The 20,588-nt window shown below is 68.2% G+C and carries 22 protein-coding genes; 12 read left to right on the top strand and 10 right to left on the bottom strand.

The window, feature by feature from the left end:
* Positions 1-2 precede the first annotated feature (2 nt).
* Together U1H82_RS10900 and tsaD are read right to left on the bottom strand one after the other, a co-directional pair.
* A complete protein-coding gene (locus U1H82_RS10900; RefSeq protein WP_322964943.1) occupies positions 3-980 on the bottom strand; it encodes an NAD(P)H-dependent glycerol-3-phosphate dehydrogenase in 978 nt (325 codons plus the stop codon).
* Positions 977-2,002, bottom strand: coding sequence for a tRNA (adenosine(37)-N6)-threonylcarbamoyltransferase complex transferase subunit TsaD (gene tsaD / locus U1H82_RS10895; protein WP_322964942.1), 1,026 nt, complete (start codon positions 2,000-2,002; stop codon positions 977-979). Before tsaD ends, U1H82_RS10900 begins: the two co-directional genes overlap by 4 nt.
* 65 nt (positions 2,003-2,067) lie before the next feature.
* On the opposite strand from tsaD, the gene hemC reads away from it, so the two are divergent.
* From hemC to U1H82_RS10870, 5 genes are all read left to right on the top strand, one after another.
* On the top strand, positions 2,068-2,979 hold the full coding sequence (hemC, locus tag U1H82_RS10890) for a hydroxymethylbilane synthase (RefSeq protein ID WP_322964941.1): 912 nt from the start codon (positions 2,068-2,070) through the stop codon (positions 2,977-2,979).
* Positions 2,980-2,985: 6 nt separating this feature from the next.
* Positions 2,986-3,669 carry a uroporphyrinogen-III synthase gene (locus tag U1H82_RS10885; protein WP_322964940.1) on the top strand — a complete coding sequence of 228 codons (684 nt, stop codon included), beginning with the start codon at positions 2,986-2,988 and terminating at the stop codon, positions 3,667-3,669.
* Entirely contained in the window at positions 3,666-4,604 is a 939-nt protein-coding gene (locus U1H82_RS10880) for a hypothetical protein (protein WP_322964939.1), read from the top strand. The genes U1H82_RS10885 and U1H82_RS10880 overlap by 4 nt, the downstream gene beginning before the upstream one ends.
* Before the next feature lie 96 nt (positions 4,605-4,700).
* Complete coding sequence (locus tag U1H82_RS10875) at positions 4,701-5,216, top strand: response regulator transcription factor (RefSeq protein WP_322964938.1); 516 nt, start codon at positions 4,701-4,703, stop codon at positions 5,214-5,216.
* An 83-nt stretch (positions 5,217-5,299) separates the two neighbouring features.
* The gene (locus U1H82_RS10870) at positions 5,300-6,070 is read left to right on the top strand and encodes a hypothetical protein (protein WP_322964937.1); all 771 of its coding nucleotides are present in this window, start codon (positions 5,300-5,302) and stop codon (positions 6,068-6,070) included.
* Between the two features lie 28 nt (positions 6,071-6,098).
* Here U1H82_RS10870 and U1H82_RS10865 read toward each other — a convergent pair whose 3' ends face one another.
* On the bottom strand, positions 6,099-8,411 hold the full coding sequence (locus tag U1H82_RS10865) for a DNA translocase FtsK (protein WP_322964936.1): 2,313 nt from the start codon (positions 8,409-8,411) through the stop codon (positions 6,099-6,101).
* Positions 8,412-8,546: 135 nt separating this feature from the next.
* Between U1H82_RS10865 and U1H82_RS10860 the strand changes: the two genes are divergently transcribed.
* Genes U1H82_RS10860 through U1H82_RS10850 form a run of 3 tightly spaced genes read left to right on the top strand, consistent with a single transcriptional unit; the run spans position 8,547 to position 10,751 of the window.
* Positions 8,547-9,761, top strand: a complete 1,215-nt coding sequence (locus tag U1H82_RS10860) for a UbiH/UbiF/VisC/COQ6 family ubiquinone biosynthesis hydroxylase (RefSeq protein WP_322964935.1) — start codon at positions 8,547-8,549, stop codon at positions 9,759-9,761.
* 20 nt (positions 9,762-9,781) lie between these two features.
* Positions 9,782-10,195, top strand: a complete 414-nt coding sequence (locus U1H82_RS10855) for a VOC family protein (RefSeq protein WP_322965081.1) — start codon at positions 9,782-9,784, stop codon at positions 10,193-10,195.
* Positions 10,179-10,751, top strand: coding sequence for an MAPEG family protein (locus U1H82_RS10850; protein WP_322964934.1), 573 nt, complete (start codon positions 10,179-10,181; stop codon positions 10,749-10,751). Before U1H82_RS10855 ends, U1H82_RS10850 begins: the two co-directional genes overlap by 17 nt.
* Before the next feature lie 30 nt (positions 10,752-10,781).
* Here U1H82_RS10850 and U1H82_RS10845 read toward each other — a convergent pair whose 3' ends face one another.
* From U1H82_RS10845 to gltX, 4 genes are all read right to left on the bottom strand, one after another.
* Positions 10,782-10,949: a Trm112 family protein gene (locus tag U1H82_RS10845; RefSeq protein WP_322964933.1), complete on the bottom strand. Its 168-nt coding sequence runs from the start codon at positions 10,947-10,949 to the stop codon at positions 10,782-10,784.
* Positions 10,946-11,551, bottom strand: a complete 606-nt coding sequence (locus U1H82_RS10840) for an LON peptidase substrate-binding domain-containing protein (protein ID WP_375339517.1) — start codon at positions 11,549-11,551, stop codon at positions 10,946-10,948. Before U1H82_RS10840 ends, U1H82_RS10845 begins: the two co-directional genes overlap by 4 nt.
* Before the next feature lie 5 nt (positions 11,552-11,556).
* The gene (locus U1H82_RS10835) at positions 11,557-12,453 is read right to left on the bottom strand and encodes a tetratricopeptide repeat protein (protein ID WP_322965079.1); all 897 of its coding nucleotides are present in this window, start codon (positions 12,451-12,453) and stop codon (positions 11,557-11,559) included.
* Between the two features lie 87 nt (positions 12,454-12,540).
* Entirely contained in the window at positions 12,541-13,875 is a 1,335-nt protein-coding gene (gene gltX / locus U1H82_RS10830) for a glutamate--tRNA ligase (protein WP_322964932.1), read from the bottom strand.
* A 99-nt stretch (positions 13,876-13,974) separates the two neighbouring features.
* Here gltX and U1H82_RS10825 point away from each other — a divergent pair, with 99 nt between their 5' ends.
* On the top strand, positions 13,975-14,910 hold the full coding sequence (locus U1H82_RS10825) for a ribose-phosphate pyrophosphokinase (protein ID WP_058744857.1): 936 nt from the start codon (positions 13,975-13,977) through the stop codon (positions 14,908-14,910).
* 127 nt (positions 14,911-15,037) lie between these two features.
* On the opposite strand, the gene U1H82_RS10820 is transcribed toward U1H82_RS10825, so the two are convergent.
* On the bottom strand, positions 15,038-15,370 hold the full coding sequence (locus tag U1H82_RS10820) for a pilus assembly protein PilZ (protein ID WP_322964931.1): 333 nt from the start codon (positions 15,368-15,370) through the stop codon (positions 15,038-15,040).
* 26 nt (positions 15,371-15,396) lie between these two features.
* Positions 15,397-15,948, bottom strand: coding sequence for a sterol desaturase family protein (locus U1H82_RS10815; RefSeq protein WP_322964930.1), 552 nt, complete (start codon positions 15,946-15,948; stop codon positions 15,397-15,399).
* Between the two features lie 195 nt (positions 15,949-16,143).
* Here U1H82_RS10815 and sucC point away from each other — a divergent pair, with 195 nt between their 5' ends.
* The 3 genes from sucC (at position 16,144) to U1H82_RS10800 (ending at position 19,175) form a co-directional block, all read left to right on the top strand.
* The gene (gene sucC, locus U1H82_RS10810; protein ID WP_322964929.1) at positions 16,144-17,343 is read left to right on the top strand and encodes an ADP-forming succinate--CoA ligase subunit beta; all 1,200 of its coding nucleotides are present in this window, start codon (positions 16,144-16,146) and stop codon (positions 17,341-17,343) included.
* A gap of 156 nt (positions 17,344-17,499) precedes the next feature.
* Positions 17,500-18,249 (top strand): electron transfer flavoprotein subunit beta/FixA family protein, encoded by a 750-nt coding sequence (locus U1H82_RS10805; protein ID WP_322964928.1) that lies wholly within the window; start codon positions 17,500-17,502, stop codon positions 18,247-18,249.
* The gene (locus U1H82_RS10800; protein WP_322964927.1) at positions 18,246-19,175 is read left to right on the top strand and encodes an electron transfer flavoprotein subunit alpha/FixB family protein; all 930 of its coding nucleotides are present in this window, start codon (positions 18,246-18,248) and stop codon (positions 19,173-19,175) included. The genes U1H82_RS10805 and U1H82_RS10800 overlap by 4 nt, the downstream gene beginning before the upstream one ends.
* Positions 19,176-19,263: 88 nt before the next feature.
* On the opposite strand, the gene U1H82_RS10795 is transcribed toward U1H82_RS10800, so the two are convergent.
* On the bottom strand, positions 19,264-20,463 hold the full coding sequence (locus U1H82_RS10795) for an MFS transporter (RefSeq protein WP_322964926.1): 1,200 nt from the start codon (positions 20,461-20,463) through the stop codon (positions 19,264-19,266).
* Positions 20,464-20,588 lie beyond the last annotated feature (125 nt).

Below are 20,588 nucleotides of genomic sequence, written 5' to 3'. Positions count from 1 at the left end.
GCCTATGCCCCCTCGGCCTTGAGCGGCCTTGCCAGCAGCGCGCCGATCACCTCGCCAACGGCCGCGCCGTCCAGCAACCGGCACACCGCCTCGCACACCGGCATGTCGACCCCGACCTCGGTGGCGGCCTGACGCAGAACGGGGGCGGTGAAGGCCCCTTCCGCCACGGTCCGCCGATCCGCCAGCAACTCCGCCGCCGAGCGCCCCTGCCCCAGTCCGACCCCCAGCGAGAAATTGCGCGAGGCGGTCGACGAACAGGTCAGCACCAGATCGCCCAGCCCCGACAGGCCCGCCAGTGTCTCCGCCCGGCCACCGCGGGCAAGACCGAAACGGGTCATCTCGGCAAAACCGCGCGCGATCAGGGCGGCGCGGGCATTCTGGCCCAGCCCTGCCCCCTCCACCACGCCACAACCAATGGCGAGGACATTCTTGATCGCGCCGCCAATCTCGGCGCCGGTCACGTCGTCGGTGGCATAGGGCCGGAAATGCGGCGCGGCGATGCGCGCGGACAGGGCTTTGCGCAGGTCCGGCTCTTCGCAGGCCAGCGTCACCGCCGTCGGCAGCCCCGCCGCCACCTCATGCGCGAAGGTCGGGCCGGACAGCACCGCGATCGGCGCGTGCGGGTGGATCGCCCGCGCGACCTCGCCGACCAGCCGCCGCGTCCCCGCCTCGATCCCCTTGGAACATAGGACGAGCGGCTTGGTCCCCACCGGCATCGTCGCCAGCACCGCGCCCACCGCCTGCGCGGGCGTCACGACCAGCAGCGCGTCCATCTCGGCCATCGCCGCCGGGTCGCTGACCGCCTCGATGCTCGGCGACAGCGCGATGTTCGGCAGATAGAGCGGGTTGGCATGGGTGGTGTTGATCGCCTCGGCCACCGCCGGATCGCGTGCCCAGATCCGGACCGACCGGCCGCCATGCGCCGCCACCTGCGCCAGCGCGGTGCCCCAGGCGCCTGCGCCGATCACCCCGATCTTCATGCCTTCACCCCCGCGCCGCGCACCGCTTCCGCCGCCGGATCGAGCGGCCAGCGCGCCCGTGCCGGGCTGTCGAGCGGATCGGTCAGCCCTTCGCGGAACCGCTCGACGCCAGCCCAGGCGATCATCGCGGCATTGTCGGTGCACAGCCATAGCGGCGGCGCGACGAAGCGCAGCCCATGCTCGGCCGCCAGTCCCTCCAGCGCGCCCCGGATCACGCCGTTCGCGGCGACCCCGCCCGCGACGACCAGCGCGGTGACGGGCGGCACATTCGCCAAGGCGCGACGCGTCCGGTCGAGCAGGCAGTCCACCACCGCCTGTTGGAACGACGCGGCGATATCCTCGGGCGAATGCTGGCCGATCGCGCGCGCGACCGCGCTCTTGAGGCCCGCAAAGGAGAAATGCGGCTCGGCCGCGCCCTTTAGCGGGCGGGGCAGCGGGACCGCATAAGGATCGCCCGCCCGCGCCGCCGCCTCGACACGCGGACCGCCGGGATAGCCGAGCCCCAGCAGCTTGGCGGTCTTGTCGAACGCCTCGCCCGCCGCGTCGTCGATCGTCGTCGCCATCCGGCGATAGCGCCCGACCCCCTCGACCAGCAGCAACTGGCAATGCCCGCCCGAGACGAGCAGCAACAGATAGGGATAGGCCAGCTCGCGATCCGACAGGCGCGGCGACAGGGCATGGCCCTCCAGATGGTTGACCGCGATCAACGGCTTGCCCGCCGCATGGGCCAGCGCCTTGCCGGTGACGAGGCCGACCATCACCCCGCCGATCAGCCCCGGCCCTGCCGTCGCCGCGATCGCGTCCACGTCCGCCAGCGTCACCCCCGCATCGGCAAAGGCGGCGGCGACCAGCGGCTCCATCGCCTCGACATGCGCGCGCGCCGCGATTTCGGGGACGACGCCGCCGAACGGGGCATGCGCCGCCTCCTGCCCCAGCAGACGATGCGCCAGCACGCGGCCATCATCGGTGACAAGCGCGGCGGCGGTCTCGTCGCACGAGGATTCCAGTCCCAGGATCAGCATGTCCCCCCCATACCCGTCCGTTGCCAACTTGTCGAAGGGGGTGCGTTTACGGCAAAGGCGGACACATGGTTCGTTTTCGGCTCGGTACGCGCGGTTCGCCGCTGGCCCTCACCCAGGCGCAGATGGTGCGCGCGGCACTGGCCGATGCGCAAGGATGGAGCGAGGACGCGATCGAGATCGTGCCGATCAAGACCACCGGCGACCGGGTACAGGACCGCGCGCTGGCCGAGATCGGCGGCAAGGCGCTGTGGACCAAGGAACTGGACCGCGCGCTGTACGACCGTGAGATCGACGCCTCGGTCCATTCGATGAAGGATGTCGAGACGATCCGGCCCGACTGGCTGCACATCGCCGCGATGCTGCCGCGCGCCGATGTCCGCGACCGGCTGATCGGGGCGGAGACCATCGCCGCGCTGCGGCCCGGCGCGGTCGTCGGCACCAGCAGCCCGCGCCGCCGTGCGCAGCTTCTGTCGCACCGGCCCGACCTGACCATCACGCTGCTGCGCGGCAATGTCGACACCCGCCTGGCCGCCGTCGCGAACGGCGACGTGGACGCGACCCTGCTCGCCGCCGCCGGGCTCGACCGGCTGGGGCGCGCGGTCGGCCATGCGGTGCCGACCGACCAGATGCTGCCCGCCCCCGCCCAAGGGGCAGTCGGGATCGAGACTCGGGCCGACGATGCGGCGGCCACGATGCTGGTCGCCTCGATCGACCATGCCGAAACCCATGCGTGCGTGATGGCGGAGCGGTCGCTGCTCGCCGCCCTGCAGGCCGATTGCCACAGCCCGGTCGCCGCGCTCGCCGCGCTGGCGGGCGAAATGCTGACCCTGCGCGCCGAATTGCTGGCCGAGGACGGGTCGTCGCGGGTCGACGGCTGGGTCGAGGGAGCGGTCGATGAAGAACTCGGCGCGCGGCTGGCGACCGACCTGCTCGAACGCGCCGCCCCCGATGTGCGCCGCCTCTTCGCCGGGGGCTAATCGGCGATGGCGATCGTCGTCGTCCGGCCCGAACCCGGCCATGCCGCGACGATCGCCGCCCTGGGCGAGGCCGGACTGGAAGCGCGCTCGCTGCCGCTGTTCGCCGCGCACGCGGTCGACTGGACCGCGCCGGAACCCGATAGCTTCGACGCATTGCTTTTCACCAGCGCGCAAGGGGTCCGGCTGGCCGGAGCCGCGCTCGACGCGATCCGTCACAAGCCGGTCGTCGCGGTCGGCCCCGCCACCGCCGCCGCGGCGCGGGACGCCGGGCTTTCGGTCATACTGACCGGCACCGCCGATGCCGCCACGGTCGTCGCTGGAGCCCAGGCGCAGGGCTATACGCGGCTGCTCCATCTGGCGGGGCGCGACCGGGTGGAGACGGGGGCGACGACCCGCATCGTCTATGCCGCCGATGCCGTGGCCGTCGCGCCGGACGCGATCGGTGCGCTGGCGGGGCAGATCGTCCTCCTTCACTCCGCCCGCGCCGCCGCGCGGCTGGCCGAACTGGTGGATCGAACCGGCCTGCCCCGCGCCACCGTCGCGCTGGTCGCGATCAGTGCCAAGACGGCGGCGGCGGCAGGTACGGGCTGGCGCACGGTCGCCATCGCCGAGGCCCCGCGCGACGATGCCATGGTCGCCGCCGCGCGGGCGTTGACCGGAGCCGCCGCCACGGGGATAAGCGGGGCATGAACAATTTCGCGCCTTCCGACCGACCGCCGTCGCGCGGCCCCCGTAAGGGCGCGATCCTCGCGCTGGTCCTCATCGCCTTTGTCGCCGGGCTCGTCCTGATGGCCTATGCGATGCGCAACCTGTCCTGGTTCGGCGCGGGCAACACCACGCCCCAAGCCGTCACCGCCAAGCCCGGCGGTACGACCGGCACCGCCAAGGAAACGCCCCACACCGCCACCGATCCCATGGCGCTCGCCACGCGCGAGGCGCAGCTTGCCGCCCAGCTCGCCGCGCTGGAGGCGCGTACCGCCGCGCTTGCCACCGATGCGACGGCGGCAGGCGCACAGGCGGGCCGCGCCGAATCGATCCTGGTCGCCGCCGCCGCGCGCCGCGCGGTCGATCGCGGCCAGCCGCTAGGCTATCTGGAGGAACAGCTCCGCACCCGCTTCGGCAGCAGCGAGCCGCGCGCGGTCACCGTGCTGATCGTCAGCGCGCGCCAGCCGGTGACGCTGGAGACGCTGCGCCAGGGCCTCGACAAGCTGGCCCCCGATCTGGTCGTCAACGCCAGCGGCGGCTGGTGGGAAGGGCTTCGCCAGGAACTGGGACGCCTGATCGTCATTCGCGAGGCGAACGCGCCGTCCTCCAACCCCGCCAGCCGACTGGCGCGGGCGCGCAGCCTGCTCGACGGCGGTCTGGTGGAGGCCGCACGGGCCGAAGTCGCCCGCCTGCCCGGTGCCGCCGCCGCGCAAAGCTGGCAACAGGACGCATTGCGCTATGTCCGCGCGCATCAGGCGCTCGACCTGATCGAGAATGCCGCGCTCGTCACCCCGCCCGCCACGCCTGCGCCGATCGTGACGACGCCGATGCCCGGCACCCCGCCCACCGAAGCGCCCGAGACGACCACCGCCCAGGCCGTCCCCCAAGGCGTCCCCGCACCGACAGCGCCCACCATCTAAGTCCTGCCCACCGCCGGACGGCGGACGGATAAATGACTGTCCATCCGGGAAATTCCCGGATGCCGCCGGTCCTGGATGGGGTACAGACAGGATGCGATGACGGCGTCGACCCGCTCTCCCTTCCCCATCCGGCCGATCGCGCCCGCCGCACTGCTCGCCGCCTATCCGGGCATGACCGCGCATGCGGTGGTCACCGACGTAATGATGGGCGCGTGGCATGGCTTCGACGTTGCCGATCGGCTGCGTGCGCTCGACCCGCATGTCGCGGTCCTTTTCATGACCGCCTGGCCGACCACGGCCCATGCGGTCGACTCGGTGCGCCTGCATGGCGGGGTCGATTATCTGGACAAGCCGATCGACGAAGCGCGCCTCTGCGCCTCGCTGCGCGAAGGGGTCGCCTGGTCGATCGACCGCCGCGCCACGGCCCAGCGGCTGGGCGAATTGTCGCCGCGCGAACGGCAGGTATTCGACCTGATGGTGCAGGGCCATGGCAACAAGGCGATGGCCGGGCTGCTCGGCCTGTCGCCCAAGACGATCGAGGATCACCGCGCGGCGGTGTTCCAGAAGACCCAGACGCAAAGCGTGGCGCAACTGATCGCGCTATCCCGCTGACCCCGCTTGCATTGCGGCGAACCGAGGAGCCGGGCGGGGTCGCGAGGCGTTGATCCGGATCAACGTTACCGGAGGCCTTGCCCGTGATTCGTTCCGCACCCCGGATGACCCGCTGGATGGCGGGCGTTTTGGTCCTGCCGCTGACCGCATGCGGCGGCAGCGATAGCGAGCCTGCACGCAACGTGGTGACACCCGTCCCCTCGGCACCGGCCCCCGCCGATGCCGTCCCCCAGCGCGCCAGCCTGCCCGCGCCGATCAAGACCCCCGCTGCACCGGCAACCGACTCGGTGCTGTCCTGCTCGGCCGAGCGAGGACAGGCGGCGGCGCAGCGGCTGGTCAAGATCTGCACCTCGGTCTCGCCCGCCACCCATCCGCCGTGCAACGCGACCAATAGCTGCGCGATCATCGAGGATGAAATCGCACGCAGCTGCGCTCTGATGGGGGACGATGCCACCAGGACCGCTGGTTGCTCGGTCGATCCGACAAGCGACGCGGCGGCGGCCAATGTGATCCGCCGCTATTATTCGGCGATCAACGCGCATGACTATGCCACCGCCTGGATTCAGTGGGGCAATGACGGGCGGCCGGGCCAGCGCTTCGCCGATTTCCAGAAGGGCTTTGCCCATACCCGCGCCACCAGCGTGTCGATCGGCACGATGCCGCCGAGCGAGGGCGCGGCGGGGTCCATCTATGCCACCGTGCCGGTGACGGTCGATGCGCAACTGGACAATGGCCAGCAACAGCGCTTCGTCGGCCAATATGTCCTGCGCCGGGTGAATGACGTACCCGGCGCAACGGCCGAACAGCTGCGCTGGCATATCTATTCGGCGACGCTGAAGCCCGCCAAGGGCTGATCGCGATGCGCCAGCCCAGGGGCTGGGCTTAGATCGGATGCCCCTCGGTATCGCGCAGCACTTCGCGGCGGCCGACATGGTCGGGGCGGCCGACGATGCCGTCGGTTTCCATCCGCTCGATCAGCCGCGCCGCCGAGTTGTAGCCGATCCTGAGCTGCCGCTGGAGCCAGGAGGTCGAGGCCTTCTGGCTCTCGCACACCAGCTGGATCGCCGCGCGATATTGCTGGTCCTCCGCCGAATCCTCGCCGGTGGGGGCGCCGTCGAGCGCGAAGCTCTCCGCCGGTTCCTCGGTGACCGAGGAGATGTAATCGGGCGTCCCCTGCGACCGCCAGTGATCGGCCACCCGGTGCACCTCGTCGTCCGAGACGAAGGGACCATGGACGCGCACGATGCCCTTGCCGCCGGGCATGTAGAGCATGTCGCCGCGCCCGAGCAGCTGTTCGGCCCCCTGCTCGCCCAGGATGGTGCGGCTGTCGATCTTCGAGGTGACGTGGAAGGAGATACGGGTCGGCAAATTCGCCTTGATGACGCCGGTGATGACGTCGACCGAGGGGCGCTGCGTCGCCATGATCAGGTGGATACCCGCCGCGCGCGCCTTTTGCGCCAGGCGCTGGATCAGGAATTCGACTTCCTTGCCCGCCGTCATCATCAGGTCGGCCAGCTCGTCGACGATCACGACGATCTGCGGCAGCGGTTCGTATTCGAGCTTTTCCTCCTCATAGACCGGCTGACCGGTCTCGGGGTGATAGCCGGTCTGCACCTTGCGGCCCAAAGGCTGGCCCTTCGCCTTGGCGGCGCGCACCTTGTCGTTGAAGCTGGCCAGACTGCGCACGCCGACCGAGGACATTTGCCGATAGCGGTCCTCCATCGTCTCGACCGCCCATTTCAGCGCGCGAACCGCCTTGGCGGGATCGGTGACGACCGGCGACAGCAGATGCGGGATGTCGTCATACATCGACAGTTCCAGCATCTTGGGGTCGATCATGATCATCCGGCACTGCTCGGGCGTCAGCCGGTAGAGCAGCGACAGGATCATGCCGTTGAGACCCACCGACTTACCCGAACCCGTCGTACCCGCGACCAGCAGATGCGGCATCGGCGCCAGGTCGGCGACGACCGAGTCGCCCGCGATATTCTTGCCCAGGATGATCGGCAGCTGCGCGGCCTGGTCGGCGAAACTCTGCGACGCGACCAGTTCGTGCAGCGACACCATCTCGCGCTTGGCATTGGGCAGTTCGATGCCGATGACGTTGCGCCCCGGGATCACCGCGACGCGCGCCGAGATCGCCGACATGTTGCGCGCGATATCGTCGGCCAGCGCGATGACACGATTGGCCTTGATGCCGGGTGCCGGCTCCAGTTCGTACATGGTGACGACGGGTCCGGGACGCACCTCGACGATCGCGCCCTGCACGCGGAAATCGTCGAGCACATTTTCCAGCAACCGCGCATTGCGCTCCAGCGCCGCCTTGTCGACCGTCCCCGCCGAAGAGGGCGGCGCGGGCGTCAGCAGGTCGAGGCCGGGCAGCTGATAGGGCGCGTCGCGGTCGGCGGCGGTCTTGGGCCGGGCGGGCGCGGGGGCGACCTGGCGATCGGCGATGACCGGGGCCGGGCGATCCTCGCGCACCGGCACGGCCTTGCGCGCCAGGGTCAGCGGCTCTTCATCGTCCTCCTCGTCATAGAGCGACTCGTCCTCGTCGTCCCAGGGCAGCCCCTCGGCATCGTCGCGCGATGCACGACGGCGGCGGAACCGCGCCAGCCCGCGCTCGGCGATGTCGAGTTCGAGGCTGCGACCCCAGAGATAGGCCCCGCCCAGCCCGAAGGCCAAGCCGAACGCCGCCGATCCCCAGGTGACGACCGCCGCCTGGCCGGTGAACCCCAGCGCCCAGCGGACGAAGCCCGCCACCGACAGCCCGATCACCCCGCCCCAGCCCGCGGGCAGCGCCAGCACCGCCGAGTCGGAGACGAAGGACAAGGCGCACGCCATCAGCGCGACGCCGATCACCGCCTGGCGCAGCATCCGCACCCAGCGCCCCGCCGGGCGATCGCGCCACAGCCGGGTCGCGATGATCGGCCCGACCGGCAGGATCAGCGCGACGGCGGGCCCGAACAGGGTCAGCGCGATATCGGCGATCCATGCGCCGGGCAGCCCGACCCAATTGGCCGGCGCCGCGCCCGAGGCGGTGTTGAGCGCCGGGTCGCTCGCCCGGTAGCTGGCCAGCGCCAGCACCAGCATCAGCGTGACGGCAAAAAGAGCGATCGCCGTGACCAGCGCGCCGCTGCGCACCGCACCCGCCTTCACCGTCTCGCGCCATAGAACCGGCTGCGCGCGGCTGGCCATGGGTCTTGTCCTTCAGGAATGTCGCAAAATCCGGGAAAAATCCCAGGAAATATCATCCCCTCTGACGGTTCCCACGTCAAGGCATTGGGCACGCCGCGATTGTTTGGCGCGCCGCGAGGGTCTAGGAGCATGGACATGGATAGCGACGTCATCATCCTCGGCGGCGGCCTGGTCGGCGCGACTTTGGGCGTCGGGCTGGCCGCGCATGGCCTGTCTTCGATCATCGTCGATCCCGCCGACCCGGCGGTGATCCTGGCCCCCGGTTTCGACGGACGCGCCTCCGCCGTCGCCTCGGCCAGCTGGCGGATGCTGGACGCGATCGGGATCGGCGCGAAGCTGGCGGGCCAAGGCTGCGAAATCCGGCATATCCGGGTCAGCGACGGGCTGGAGCCGGGCGCGCTCGACTTCATTCCCGATGCCGATGACGGCGCGCTGGGCACGATGTTCGAGAACAAGCTGCTCCGCCGCGCGATCCACGCGACCGCGAACGAGGCCGAGCTGGTCGACCTGCGCATGCAGACCCGCGCGCTGTCGGTCGAACGCGGCCCGGCGGGCGTCACCGCCGTCTTGAGCGACGGCACCACCGTCCGCGCCCCCCTGCTGGTCGCGGCGGAAGGGCGGCAGTCGCCCACGCGCGACGCGGCGGGGATCAAGGTGGCGCGCTGGTCCTATGACCATAAGGCGATCATCAGCGCCTTCCACCACGAAGCCTCTCACGAAAATATTGCGTTCGAAATCTTCTACCCGACTGGCCCCTTTGCGCTGCTGCCCTTGCCGGATGACGAGGTCGGGCATCGCTCGGCGATCGTCTGGTCGGTGTCGGGGCGCGATGGCAACGGGATGCTGAAACTGTCCGACCGCGCCTTCCTGGCCGAGGCGGAGAAGAGCATGGGCGGGTTCTTAGGCACCCTGTCCCACGCCTCCCCGCGTTCGGCCTATCCGCTGGGCTTCCACCGCGCCGCGACGATGACCGGCGACCGGCTGGTGCTGGTCGGCGACTCGGCGCATGGTATCCACCCGATCGCGGGCCAGGGGGTGAATCTGGGCTATCGCGACGTCGCGGCGCTGGTCGAAGTGCTGGTCGAGGGCAAGCGGACCGGCATGGATTTGGGCGACGCCGCGCTCCTGCAACGCTATCAGCAATGGCGTGGTCTCGACACGCTGATGGTGTCGGTGGCGACCGACAGCTTCAATCGCATCTTCGGCGTGCCCGGCAAGACCGCCAGCGCGGTCCGGCGGCTGGGCATCACCGCAATCAACCATATCCCGCCGCTCAAGAACCGCTTCATGGCCGAAGCGCGCGGCGAAACCGGACAGCTGCCCCGATTGTTGCAGGGGGTGATGGTCTAACCCATGTCGGTATGATGGCGATGCGGCACGATATCATTCCCTGCCTGCGGTACGAGAATGCCCCGCGCGCCATCGATTTTCTATGTGAGGCCTTCGGGTTCGCGCGGCAGGCGGTCTTTGCCGATCCGGACGATCCGACCGTTATCCATCATGCGCAACTGGTGTGGCAGGACCGCATGGTGATGGTGTCGAGCGCGCGCTTCACACCCCATGCCGCCATCGCGGGATCGAAGACGCCGAGCCAGGCGGGCGGGGTGACGATGGACCTGTATCTGGTCGTTGCCGATGTCGACGATCATGCCAATCGCGCCCGGACAGCGGGTGCGACGATCCTCGCGGCACCCGAGGACAAGCCCTATGGCGGCCGCGCCTATACCGCGCGCGATCCGGAAGGCCATGTCTGGAGTTTCGGCAGCTATGATCCCTGGGCCTGATTATCCCGGCTATCCCACCCGTCCCGCACGGGCCCCGGTCCGTGATCGCCGCCAGAGCGGCGTCGCGCGCGGCATGGCGGCAGCGCTGGCGGTGGTCGTGCTGACCCTGGTGGTCAGCTGGAGTGTCGCGAGCCCCTTGTCCCCGACCGACCGGGTGCTGCGCGCGGTGGCGGCGGCCACGGTCGCGGCGCTGTGGCTGGCGGCGACGATCGGTCATGTCGCGGCGCTACGATTCGAGTCGCCCGCCGATATCGATGCGGCGGCGGGAGGAAGCGCCGATTCGCCGCGAGTCGCGATCGCGCAGGCAGTGCTGCGCAACACGCTGGAGCAGGTGGTGCTGGCGATCCCGGCCTATCTCGCGCTGGCCTGGGTGGTCGAGGGATCGGGGACGATGATCCCGGCGCTGGCCGCGCTGTTCTCGGTGGGGCGGACGCTGTTCTGGTCCAATTATGCGCGCGGTGCGGCGGCGCGCAGCTTCGGCTTTGCGCTGACCTTTTATTCCAGCGTCGCGTCGCTGGTCATCGTGCTGGTGGCGTTGGTCGGGCGATTGGTCTGATTTCGATCCTCCCCGCTTGCGGGGAGGATGTCAGAGTTGCCGCGCTTCCTCGACCAGCATCACCGGCACGCCCTCGCGGATGGGATAGGCCAGCCCCGCCGCCTCCGACACCAGTTCTTGGCGCTCCTCGTCATAGCGCAGGGGTTGCCGCGTCACCGGGCAGACCAGCCGTTCGAGCAGCCATGGGTCCAGGCTCATTGCAACGTCACCCGATCCTCGCCGTCATGGCGTCCGAAAAATTGCATCAACTGGATGATGAGTTCGGCGCGCTGTTCCAGGTCCGCTGCTTCGAGCAGCGCCTGCTTCGCCGCCACGTCGAACGGCGCGATCTGGGCGATGCCATTGACCAGGCTTTCATCGTCCAGCCGCCCGACCGCGTCCCAGTCGACCGCATAGCCCTGAAGATCGGCGAAACGCTTCGATTCCTGTTCCAGCGAGGCACGGCGGCCGAGCGACAGCAGATCCTCGTCCACCACCGGCAGCAGCTCCGCCTCGACCTGGCGGAAGGGCGTCGTCACCTCCAGCTCGCGGACGATGCGGAACAGCGACACGCCCTCCAGCACCAGATTGTAGCGACCATCCTCCATCGCCTCGACCTCGGCGATGCGGCCGACACAGCCCATCTGGTAGAGCGAGGGCTTGTCCCCCTCGCCCGAGGGCTGGACCATGCCGATCCGCCGATCGCGCGCCATCGCGTCGGAGACGAGCGCCTGATAGCGCGGCTCGAAGATATGCAGCGGCAGCGGCATCCCCGGAAAGAGGATCGCACCCGCCAGCGGAAAGATCGAGAGCCGCGCCACGCCGCTTATCCGAACAGGATGGCGGACAGACGCCGCCGCTGCTGCGAGACCCAGGGGTCGGTCAGGCCGACCACCTCGAACAGCTTCAGGAGCTGCTGGCGCGCGGCATCCTCGTTCCAGGCGCGGTCGGCGGCGACGATATGGAGCAGATTGTCCGCCGCCCCGTCACGGTCGCCCGCCGCCATCTGCGCATTCGCCAGCGCGAACCGCTTTTCGTGATCGTCGGGATTGGCCGCGACCTCGGCCGCCAGATCGGCATAGTCCGCCGCCGGGGGGGCGGAACGGGCCAGTGCAACGGCAGCGACCGCGCGGTGGATGGCGGGGTCGTTCGCCAGCGCCTCGGGCAGCGCCTGGGTCGCGGCTTCCGCCTCGTCCACTTGTCCGGCGGCGAGTAGCGCGCGGATGCGACCCGACAGCACGGCGGGATGCTCGGGCGCCATGTCGAGCAGCTGGTCGAAGATCGACAGCGCGCGGGGCGCGTCGCCCGCCTCCAGCACCTCTTCGCCCATCGCGATCAGCGGTTCCAGCTCGGCCGCCGCATCCGCCGCCTCCGACTGGATCGGCAGTTGCTTCAGCAACTGGTCGAGCATCGTGCGCAGCGCGCTTTCGGTGCGCGCGCTGGTCAGGTCGGCGACCAGCTGGCCCTGGAACATCGCATAGACGGTCGGGATCGAGCGGATCTGGAATTGGTTGGCGATGAACTGGTTCTTGTCGGTGTCGATCTTGGCCAGCACGACGCCCTTGTCGGCATAGGCCTCGGCGACCTTCTCCAGCGTCGGGCCCAGCGCCTTGCACGGCCCGCACCATTCCGCCCAGAAATCGAGGATGACCAGCTTGGTCATCGACGGCTCGACGACATCGCGGCGGAAGGCGGTGACGGCTTCCTTGTCGGCGGGCGACATTCCCAACGTGGCCAAAAGACGCTCCTTTACGTGTTGCTCGACCCTATGTGGGCGAGGCGGTCCGGTAATGAAAGGCCGTAGCGTAAATCAGCCGTTCAGCCGCGCGATCGTGCGTTCGCGCCCGATCAGCGGCAGCAGCGCGGCCATGTCCGGCCCCTGTGCACGGCCGGTCAGGGCGAGTCGCAGCGGCAGGAACAGCGTCTTGCCCTTACGCCCCGTCGCCTCCTTCAGCGCGGCGGTCAGCGCATGCCAGGGGTCGGTGTCCCAGTCGATCTGCGCGGCGACCGCAGCCGCCTGGGCGAGATAGGCGCGGTCGTCCTCGGTCGGTTCAGGCGCCTCAACCGGTCCCTCGATCACCTGCCACCAGTCGGCGGCTTCCGCGACGGTCGAGAGGTTCGGGCGCACCGCCTTCCACTCGGCCGCACCCATGCCGGTCGGCAGGCGATCGGCCACCGCGTCATATGGCGTCTGATGAAGGATGCGGGCGTTCAACTGCGCCAGCTCGCCCTCGTCGAATCGCGCGGGCGCGCGGCCGAAGCGGGTGAAATCGAACCCGGCGATCAGCGGCGCCATATCGGCAACCGGCTCGACCGGATCGCTGGTCCCGATCCGCGCCAGCAGCGCTCGCACGGCCTGTGGCTCGATGCCGATCTCGCGGAAATGATCGACGCCGAGCGAGCCGAGTCGCTTGGACAGCTTGCCCTCGTTCCCGGTCAGCAGCGCGGCATGGGCGAAGCGCGGCAATGCGGCGCCCAAGGCCTGGAACATCTGAATCTGGAGCGCGGTGTTGGAAACATGATCCTCACCCCGCACCACCTGGGTCACGCCCATGTCGATGTCATCGATGACCGAGGGGAGCATATAGAGCCACGTCCCGTCGGCGCGGCGGATCACCGGATCGCTCATCGTCGCGGGGTCGAAACGCTGGGCCCCGCGCACCGCATCATCCCATTCGATCGGTGCCCCGTGGTCGAGCTTGAATCGCCAGTGCGGGCGCACGCCGTCGGCGTCCAGCTTGGCGCGGTCTTCGTCGGTCAAGGCCAGCGCGGCGCGATCATAGACCGGCGGCAGGCCCCGCCCGAGCTGAATCTTGCGCTTCAGGTCGAGTTCCTGCGCCGTCTCATAGGCGGGATAGACATGGCCGCCCGCGACCAGCTCCGCAAAGCGCGCCTCGTACAGCGCGAAACGCTGCGACTGGCGCACCTCGCTATCGGGGATCAGGCCCAGCCAGGCCAAATCCGCCCGGATCGCCTCGACATAGCGTTCCTCGCTCCGCTCGGCATCGGTGTCGTCGATGCGCAGCAGGAAGCGCCCGCCGGCCTTTTGCGCATATATCCAGTTGTGCAGCGCGGTGCGGATATTGCCGACATGCAGACGCCCGGTGGGCGAGGGAGCGAAACGGGTCACGGAGGTCGCGTTCATGGGCGCACGCCATAATCGGGGAATCGGCTTTGCGCTATTGTGACAGCGCGATTAAGGGGGCGGGCATCACTGGGCTGTCTGCGGGGACGGGGTATGACCATGAAGTTGATGACCGGCAATTCGAACCTGCCGCTGGCGAAGGCGATCTCCTCCTATCTGGAGGTGCCGCTGACCGAGGCGCTGGTGCGCCGCTTCGCCGATGAGGAAATCTTCGTCGAGATTCAGGAGAACGTCCGCGGCGAGGACGTGTTCGTGATCCAGTCGACCGGCTATCCGGTCAACGACAACCTCATGGAACTCCTCATCATGATCGACGCGCTGAAGCGCGCGTCGGCCAGCCGCATCACCGCGGTCATCCCCTATTTCGGCTATGCGCGCCAGGATCGGAAGCCGGGGCCGCGCACGCCGATCTCGGCCAAGCTGGTCGCCAACCTGATCACCGTCGCGGGCGCCGATCGTGTCCTGTCGGTCGACCTCCATGCCGGTCAGATTCAGGGATTCTTCGATATCCCGACCGACAATCTCTATGCCGCGCCGGTCATGTCGGCGGACATTCTCGCACGGTTCAAGAACGACAATCTCATGGTCGTGTCGCCCGACGTCGGCGGCGTGGTCCGCGCGCGCCAGCTGGCCAAGCGCCTGAACAACGCGCCGCTCGCCATTGTCGACAAGCGCCGCGAGCGGGCGGGCGAGTCGGAGGTGATGAACATCATCGGTGACGTGGAAGGCCGCTTCTGCATCCTGATCGACGATATCGTCGACTCGGCGGGCACGCTGTGCAACGCCGCCGCCGCGCTGCGCCAGGCAGGCGCCGAGGACGTGGTCGCCTATGTCACCCACGGCGTGTTGTCGGGGGGTGCGGTGGCGCGGGTCGATGGCTCGGAACTGCGCGAGCTGGTCATCACCGACTCGATCGGCAATCACGAGTCGATCAGCGGCACCGGCAAGATTCGCCACCTGCCCATCGCCCCGCTGCTGGGCGAGGCGATCAAGCGCATCGCCGACGAGACGAGCGTGTCGAGCTTGTTCGACTAAGCCACAAAGGCTCTGCTCGATCCGGGTGGGGCCTTCAAACAACCGTCATTGCGAGCGCAGCGAAGCAATCCAAGAGTCTCGCGCCGGACGCTTTGGATTGCTTCGCTACGCGCGCAATGACGAAATGTCAGCGATTCCCCAGCGCGACGATATGCTCGAACACCGCCGGGTGGAGCGGCTTGGAAAAGGCGCAGCCATATTTGAACCGGTCACGCCACGCGATCACCGCCTCCAGCGGGGCGAGGCCCGGCACGGTCAGCCAGACGATGGTGCCCGGCCACAAGGTGAAGCTGGTTTCCGCCCGAAAGCCCTCGGGCGACAGGTCGACCACGTCGATCTCGAACCGCGTCTGCCCCTTGTCGCGCAGATGCGCCCGCATCCGCACGGCATGGCGCAGCGAACGACGAAGCTCCTGGCCGGAGACGGGTTCGAAAGGCGGTGTGAAGACCGGTTTTTCCATGACGCGTCCCCTATGGCCAAAGAAGGTTACTTTTCTGCCAACACGGCATTCCGGTCGGGCTGATCGACCCGATCGGGCGCCGCCCCGACCGGACGACGCACCCCGGCGCGGGCCCGCCGCTTCAGTTCGGCCTTCAGATTTTCAGGCCGAGGCGCGACCAGAAAGCCGAAACTGACCGTGCCGTGCTTGGTTTCCACGACATGGTGCAATCGGTGCGCCTGGATGATCCGCTTCATATAATCCGACTTGGGCAGATAACGGCTCGGCAGGCGTTTGTGCACGATCACGTCGTGAAAGCCGAAATAGATCGCGCCATAGGCCGCGATGCCCGCGCCGATCCAGGTGAAGCCGCTCCACCAGCCCAGCTGCGCGCCGCCCAGGATCATCACGAAGGACGGCACCGCGAAGATCGCGGCATAGAGGTCGTTCAGTTCCCAATTGCCGGTGCGCGGCCGATGGTGGCTTTCGTGCAGGAACCAGCCCGGCCCGTGCATGATCCAACGGTGTGCGGCATAGGCGAACCCCTCCATGAAGATCACGGTGCCGAGAAACAGGAGAATGCCGAAAGCCCAGTGCATGGGCTTGCTATAGCGCATCGGTGATGATTTTGCGCGTTATTCCGTTCATCGTCTCGATCGAACGGCTTGACCACGCGTCAATCGCATCTGCGATGCATTTGCATTAACGCCGTTTCGGGGTGGATTTGTCCGCCAGCCTGTGCTTTAGCCGCACCCAATTTCCCTAGAACCACCCGAGAGGCGGAAGGCTAGCGCATGAACATCCACGAATATCAGGCCAAGGAATTGCTCGCCAAGTTCGGCGTGCCCGTCCCCGCCGGCTTCGCCGCGATGACCGTCGAGGAGGCCGTCGAGGCATCGTCCAAGCTCCCCGGACCGCTCTACGTCGTCAAGGCGCAGATTCATGCGGGCGGCCGCGGCAAGGGCAAGTTCAAGGAACTCGGTCCCGACGCCAAGGGCGGTGTCCGTCTGGCCAAGACCGCCGAGGAAGTCCGTGCGCACGCCACCGACATGCTGGGCAACACGCTGGTCACCATCCAGACCGGCGACGCGGGCAAGCAGGTCAACCGCCTGTACGTGACCGACGGCGTCGACATCGCCAAGGAATTCTACCTCGCGCTGCTCGTCAACCGCGCGACCGGCCGCGTCTCGATGGTCGCCTCGACCGAAGGCGGCATGGACATCGAGACCGTGGCGCATGACACGCCCGAGAAGATCCACTCGATCGACATCGACACCGCGACCGGCTTCATGCCGCATCACGGCCGCGCCGTCGCCGCCGCGCTCGAGTTGACCGGCGACCTCGCCAAGCAGGCTGCGAACGTCGCGTCGAAGCTGTACGCCGCGTTCCTGGGCACCGATGCCGAGCAGATCGAGATCAACCCGCTCGCCGTCACCGAGGACGGCAAGCTGATGGTGCTCGACGCCAAGGTCGGCTTCGACGGCAACGCCATGTTCCGTCACAAGGACCTGATGGAACTGCGCGACACCACCGAAGAAGACGCGATGGAGCTGGAGGCGTCGAAGTACGACCTGGCGTACATCAAGCTCGACGGTGACATCGGCTGCATGGTCAACGGCGCCGGCCTCGCCATGGCGACGATGGACATCATCAAGCTGAACGGCATGTTCCCGGCCAACTTCCTCGACGTCGGCGGCGGCGCGAACAAGGAGAAGGTCACCGCGGCGTTCAAGATCATCCTGAGCGATCCCGCCGTGAAGGGCATCCTGGTCAACATCTTCGGCGGCATCATGCGCTGCGACATCATCGCCGACGGCATCGTCGCAGCGGCGAAGGAAGTGAACCTCCAGGTTCCGCTGGTCGTCCGCCTCGAAGGCACGAACGTCGAGAAGGGCAAGGAAATCCTCGCCAATTCGGGTCTCGCCATCGTCCCCGCCAACGATCTGGGCGACGCCGCCAAGAAGATCGTGGCCGAGGTGCAGAAGGTCGCCTAAACCGCACCTTCGGCCCTGACGGATCGATGATAAAAGGGGCTCGGGCGGAAACGTCCGGGCCCCTTTCTCGTTGGTCTAGGTGGAAGTCTTGCGATGCGCTCGCAACGCCGCCAAAGACGGCGGCATGTTTGGCTGTTCAGCCGGGAAGGACCTGCGATGAAGATCGTCGTGCCCGTAAAGCGGGTGTTGGATTATAATGTGAAGCCGCGGGTGAAGGCGGACGGGACGGGCGTCGATCTGGCGAACGTGAAGATGTCGATGAACCCGTTCGACGAGATCGCGGTCGAAGAGGCGATCCGGCTGAAGGAAAAGGGGGCGGCGACCGAAGTGGTCGTCGTCTCCATCGGCGAGCCCAAGGCGGCGGACACGCTGCGCACCGCGCTCGCCATGGGCGCGGACCGGGCGATCCTGATCACCGCCGACCAGCCGGTCGAACCGCTCGGCGTCGCCAAGCTGCTGGCCAAGGTGGTCGAGGAGGAACAGCCGGGCCTCGTGATCCTGGGCAAGCAGGCGATCGACGGCGATAACAACCAGACCGGCCAGATGCTGGCCGGGCTGCTCGGCTGGGCGCAGGGGACCTTCGCGTCCAAGGTCGAGATCGACGGCCAGACCGCCAACGTCACCCGCGAGGTCGATGGGGGCCTGGAGACGGTGGCGCTCACGCTGCCCGCGATCGTCACCACCGACCTGCGTCTTAACGAGCCGCGCTATGCGTCGCTCCCCAACATCATGAAGGCCAAGTCCAAGCCGATGGCGACCAAGGCCGCCGCCGACTACGGCGTCGACATCGCGCCGCGCCTGACGATCACCCATGTCGCCGAGCCGGGCAAGCGCCAGGCAGGCGTCAAGGTCGGCTCGGTCGACGAGTTGGTCGAGAAACTGAAAGCACTGGGAGTGGCCAAGTGAAGACGCTGGTTTGGGTCGAGCATGACGGCGGGTCCGTCAAGGATGCCACGCTGGCGACCGTCACGGCGGCGTCGAAGCTGGGCGAGGTGCATCTGATCGTCGCCGGGCAGGGCGTGGACGGTGTCGCCCAGACGGCGGCGAAGATCGCGGGCGTAGGCAAGGTCCATGTCGCCGACGACGCGGCGTACGCCAACGCGCTGGCCGAAAACGTCGCCCCGCTGGTGGCGAAACTAATGGAAAACCACGACGCCTTCCTCGCGCCGTCGACCACCACCGGCAAGAATATCGCCCCGCGCGTTGCCGCGCTGATCGACGTGATGCAGATCAGCGACATATTGTCGGTCGAGGGGCCGGACAGCTTCACCCGGCCCATCTATGCGGGCAACGCCATCGCGACCGTCAAGACCAGCGACACCAAGCTCGTCCTGACCGTCCGCACCACCGCCTTCGAAAAGGCGGCGGCCGAGGGTGGCTCGGGCGTGGTCGAGGCGGTCGCCGCCACCGGCGATGCCGCCAAGTCCCGCTTCGTGGGCGCGGAAAAGGCCGAGAATGCCCGCCCCGAGCTGACCAGCGCCAAGATCATCGTTTCGGGCGGCCGTGCACTGGGGTCGGAGGAGCAGTTCCATGCGCTGATCGACCCGCTCGCTGACAAGCTGGGCGCGGCGGTGGGTGCAAGCCGCGCGGCGGTCGATGCGGGTTATGCCCCCAACGACTATCAGGTCGGCCAGACCGGCAAGATCGTGGCGCCGGAAGTCTATGTCGCGGTCGGCATCTCGGGCGCGATCCAGCATCTGGCGGGGATGAAGGACTCCAAGGTCATCGTCGCGATCAACAAGGACGAGGATGCGCCGATCTTCCAGGTGGCCGATATCGGCCTGGTCGGCGACCTGTTCACCGTGGTCCCGGAGCTGACCGAGAAGGTCTGATACTTGTTCGCGCAGAGGCGCGGAGGACGCAGAGAAGGTTTCTTCTCCTCCGCGCGCTCTGCGCCTCTGCGCGAACCAACAAAAAGCCTCAGTGCGACAGCACCGGGCGATTCGCGCGATCCGCTGGCCCGCTCGTCCCCCCGAATCGCATCGCGATCAGCCAGATCGCGAACCCGCCCAGCGCCAATCCACAGCCGACATAGCCGGTCGAGGTCCAGCCAAAGCCGTTGGCAATGGCCAGGCCGCCCGCCCAGGGACCGATCGCATTGGCGGTGTTGAATGCCGAATGGTTGAGCGCGGCGGCCAGCCCCTGCCCCTCACCCGCCACGTCCATCAACCGCGTCTGAAGCACGGTGCCCAGCGCCCCGCCCAGCCCGATCGCAAAGACGAGGGGCAGGATCGTCCACAGGCTCTGCGCGGCCAGCGGATAGAGCGCCAGCATCGCCGCCGACCAGAGCAGCAGCCCCCCGGCGGTCGGCATCAGCGCGCGGTCGGCGAAGCGCGGGACCACGATATTGCCGATCGTCATGCCCAGCCCGAACACGGCCAGCACGAGCGGGATCATCGTCACCGACGCGCCCGTCACCTCGGTCAGCGTGGCCGCCAGATAGGTATAGACCGCAAACATCCCGCCAAAGCCGATCGCGCCGATCGCCAGCGTCAACCACACCTGCCCCTTGCTCAGCGCATCCAGTTCGCGGCGAATGCTCGCGCCGTCGTCGGGCCGATCATGCGGCGCGGCGATCCAGACCAAGGTCGCGGTCAGCAGCGCCAGCGCGGCGACGACCCCGAACACCCAACGCCAGTTGAGCCACTGGCCCAGCATCTGCGCCAGCGGCACGCCGATCACCGTCGCGACCGTCAGCCCCAGCATGATTCGCCCGACCGCCATGGTCCGTCGGTCATCGGGAACGAGCGAGGCGGCCACCAGCGCCGCGATCCCGAAATAGGCCCCGTGCGGCAACCCGCTGAGAAAGCGGAAGACCAGCATCCAGTGATAATCGGGCGCCATCGCCGACAGGCCATTGCCGATCGCGAACATCAGCATCAGCGCGATCAGCAATGTCCGCCGCGCCAGCTTGGCCGACAGTATCGCGAGCAGCGGCGCGCCCACCACCACACCCAGCGCATAGGCGCTGATGACATGTCCCGCCGTCGGCGCATCGATACCCAGCCCGCGCGCGAGATCGGGCTCCAGGCTCATCGCGGCGAACTCGGTCGTGCCGATCGCAAAGCCGCCCACCGCCAATGCGGTATGAACGATGCCGGGGGGAAATGTCCGGGCCATGGAAGATTCCTTTCGGACCCCATATGTTGCAGCGCAGCAGAGGGTGCAACCATAGCTCTGCATTCGCCAACGAAATCAAAGATATGGTCAAACATGATCCGTATCATGGCGGCCATCGTGCCAAA

Source organism: Sphingomonas fuzhouensis, assembly GCF_034659795.1.
GTDB lineage: Bacteria > Pseudomonadota > Alphaproteobacteria > Sphingomonadales > Sphingomonadaceae > Sphingomonas > Sphingomonas fuzhouensis.
Note: the sequence above shows the minus strand (reverse complement) of the source record. Positions and strands in the feature narration are given on the sequence as shown.

Coding starts and splice junctions, on each gene's coding strand:
- U1H82_RS10900 (WP_322964943.1), bottom strand. CDS start 980: ATGAAGATCGGGGTGATCGGCGCAGGCGCCTGGGGCACCGCGCTGGCG.
- tsaD (WP_322964942.1), bottom strand. CDS start 2,002: ATGCTGATCCTGGGACTGGAATCCTCGTGCGACGAGACCGCCGCCGCG.
- hemC (WP_322964941.1), top strand. CDS start 2,068: ATGGTTCGTTTTCGGCTCGGTACGCGCGGTTCGCCGCTGGCCCTCACC.
- U1H82_RS10885 (WP_322964940.1), top strand. CDS start 2,986: ATGGCGATCGTCGTCGTCCGGCCCGAACCCGGCCATGCCGCGACGATC.
- U1H82_RS10880 (WP_322964939.1), top strand. CDS start 3,666: ATGAACAATTTCGCGCCTTCCGACCGACCGCCGTCGCGCGGCCCCCGT.
- U1H82_RS10875 (WP_322964938.1), top strand. CDS start 4,701: ATGACGGCGTCGACCCGCTCTCCCTTCCCCATCCGGCCGATCGCGCCC.
- U1H82_RS10865 (WP_322964936.1), bottom strand. CDS start 8,411: ATGGCCAGCCGCGCGCAGCCGGTTCTATGGCGCGAGACGGTGAAGGCG.
- U1H82_RS10860 (WP_322964935.1), top strand. CDS start 8,547: ATGGATAGCGACGTCATCATCCTCGGCGGCGGCCTGGTCGGCGCGACT.
- U1H82_RS10855 (WP_322965081.1), top strand. CDS start 9,782: ATGCGGCACGATATCATTCCCTGCCTGCGGTACGAGAATGCCCCGCGC.
- U1H82_RS10850 (WP_322964934.1), top strand. CDS start 10,179: ATGATCCCTGGGCCTGATTATCCCGGCTATCCCACCCGTCCCGCACGG.
- U1H82_RS10845 (WP_322964933.1), bottom strand. CDS start 10,949: ATGAGCCTGGACCCATGGCTGCTCGAACGGCTGGTCTGCCCGGTGACG.
- U1H82_RS10835 (WP_322965079.1), bottom strand. CDS start 12,453: ATGTCGCCCGCCGACAAGGAAGCCGTCACCGCCTTCCGCCGCGATGTC.
- gltX (WP_322964932.1), bottom strand. CDS start 13,875: ATGAACGCGACCTCCGTGACCCGTTTCGCTCCCTCGCCCACCGGGCGT.
- U1H82_RS10825 (WP_058744857.1), top strand. CDS start 13,975: ATGAAGTTGATGACCGGCAATTCGAACCTGCCGCTGGCGAAGGCGATC.
- U1H82_RS10820 (WP_322964931.1), bottom strand. CDS start 15,370: ATGGAAAAACCGGTCTTCACACCGCCTTTCGAACCCGTCTCCGGCCAG.
- U1H82_RS10815 (WP_322964930.1), bottom strand. CDS start 15,948: ATGCACTGGGCTTTCGGCATTCTCCTGTTTCTCGGCACCGTGATCTTC.
- sucC (WP_322964929.1), top strand. CDS start 16,144: ATGAACATCCACGAATATCAGGCCAAGGAATTGCTCGCCAAGTTCGGC.
- U1H82_RS10805 (WP_322964928.1), top strand. CDS start 17,500: ATGAAGATCGTCGTGCCCGTAAAGCGGGTGTTGGATTATAATGTGAAG.
- U1H82_RS10795 (WP_322964926.1), bottom strand. CDS start 20,463: ATGGCCCGGACATTTCCCCCCGGCATCGTTCATACCGCATTGGCGGTG.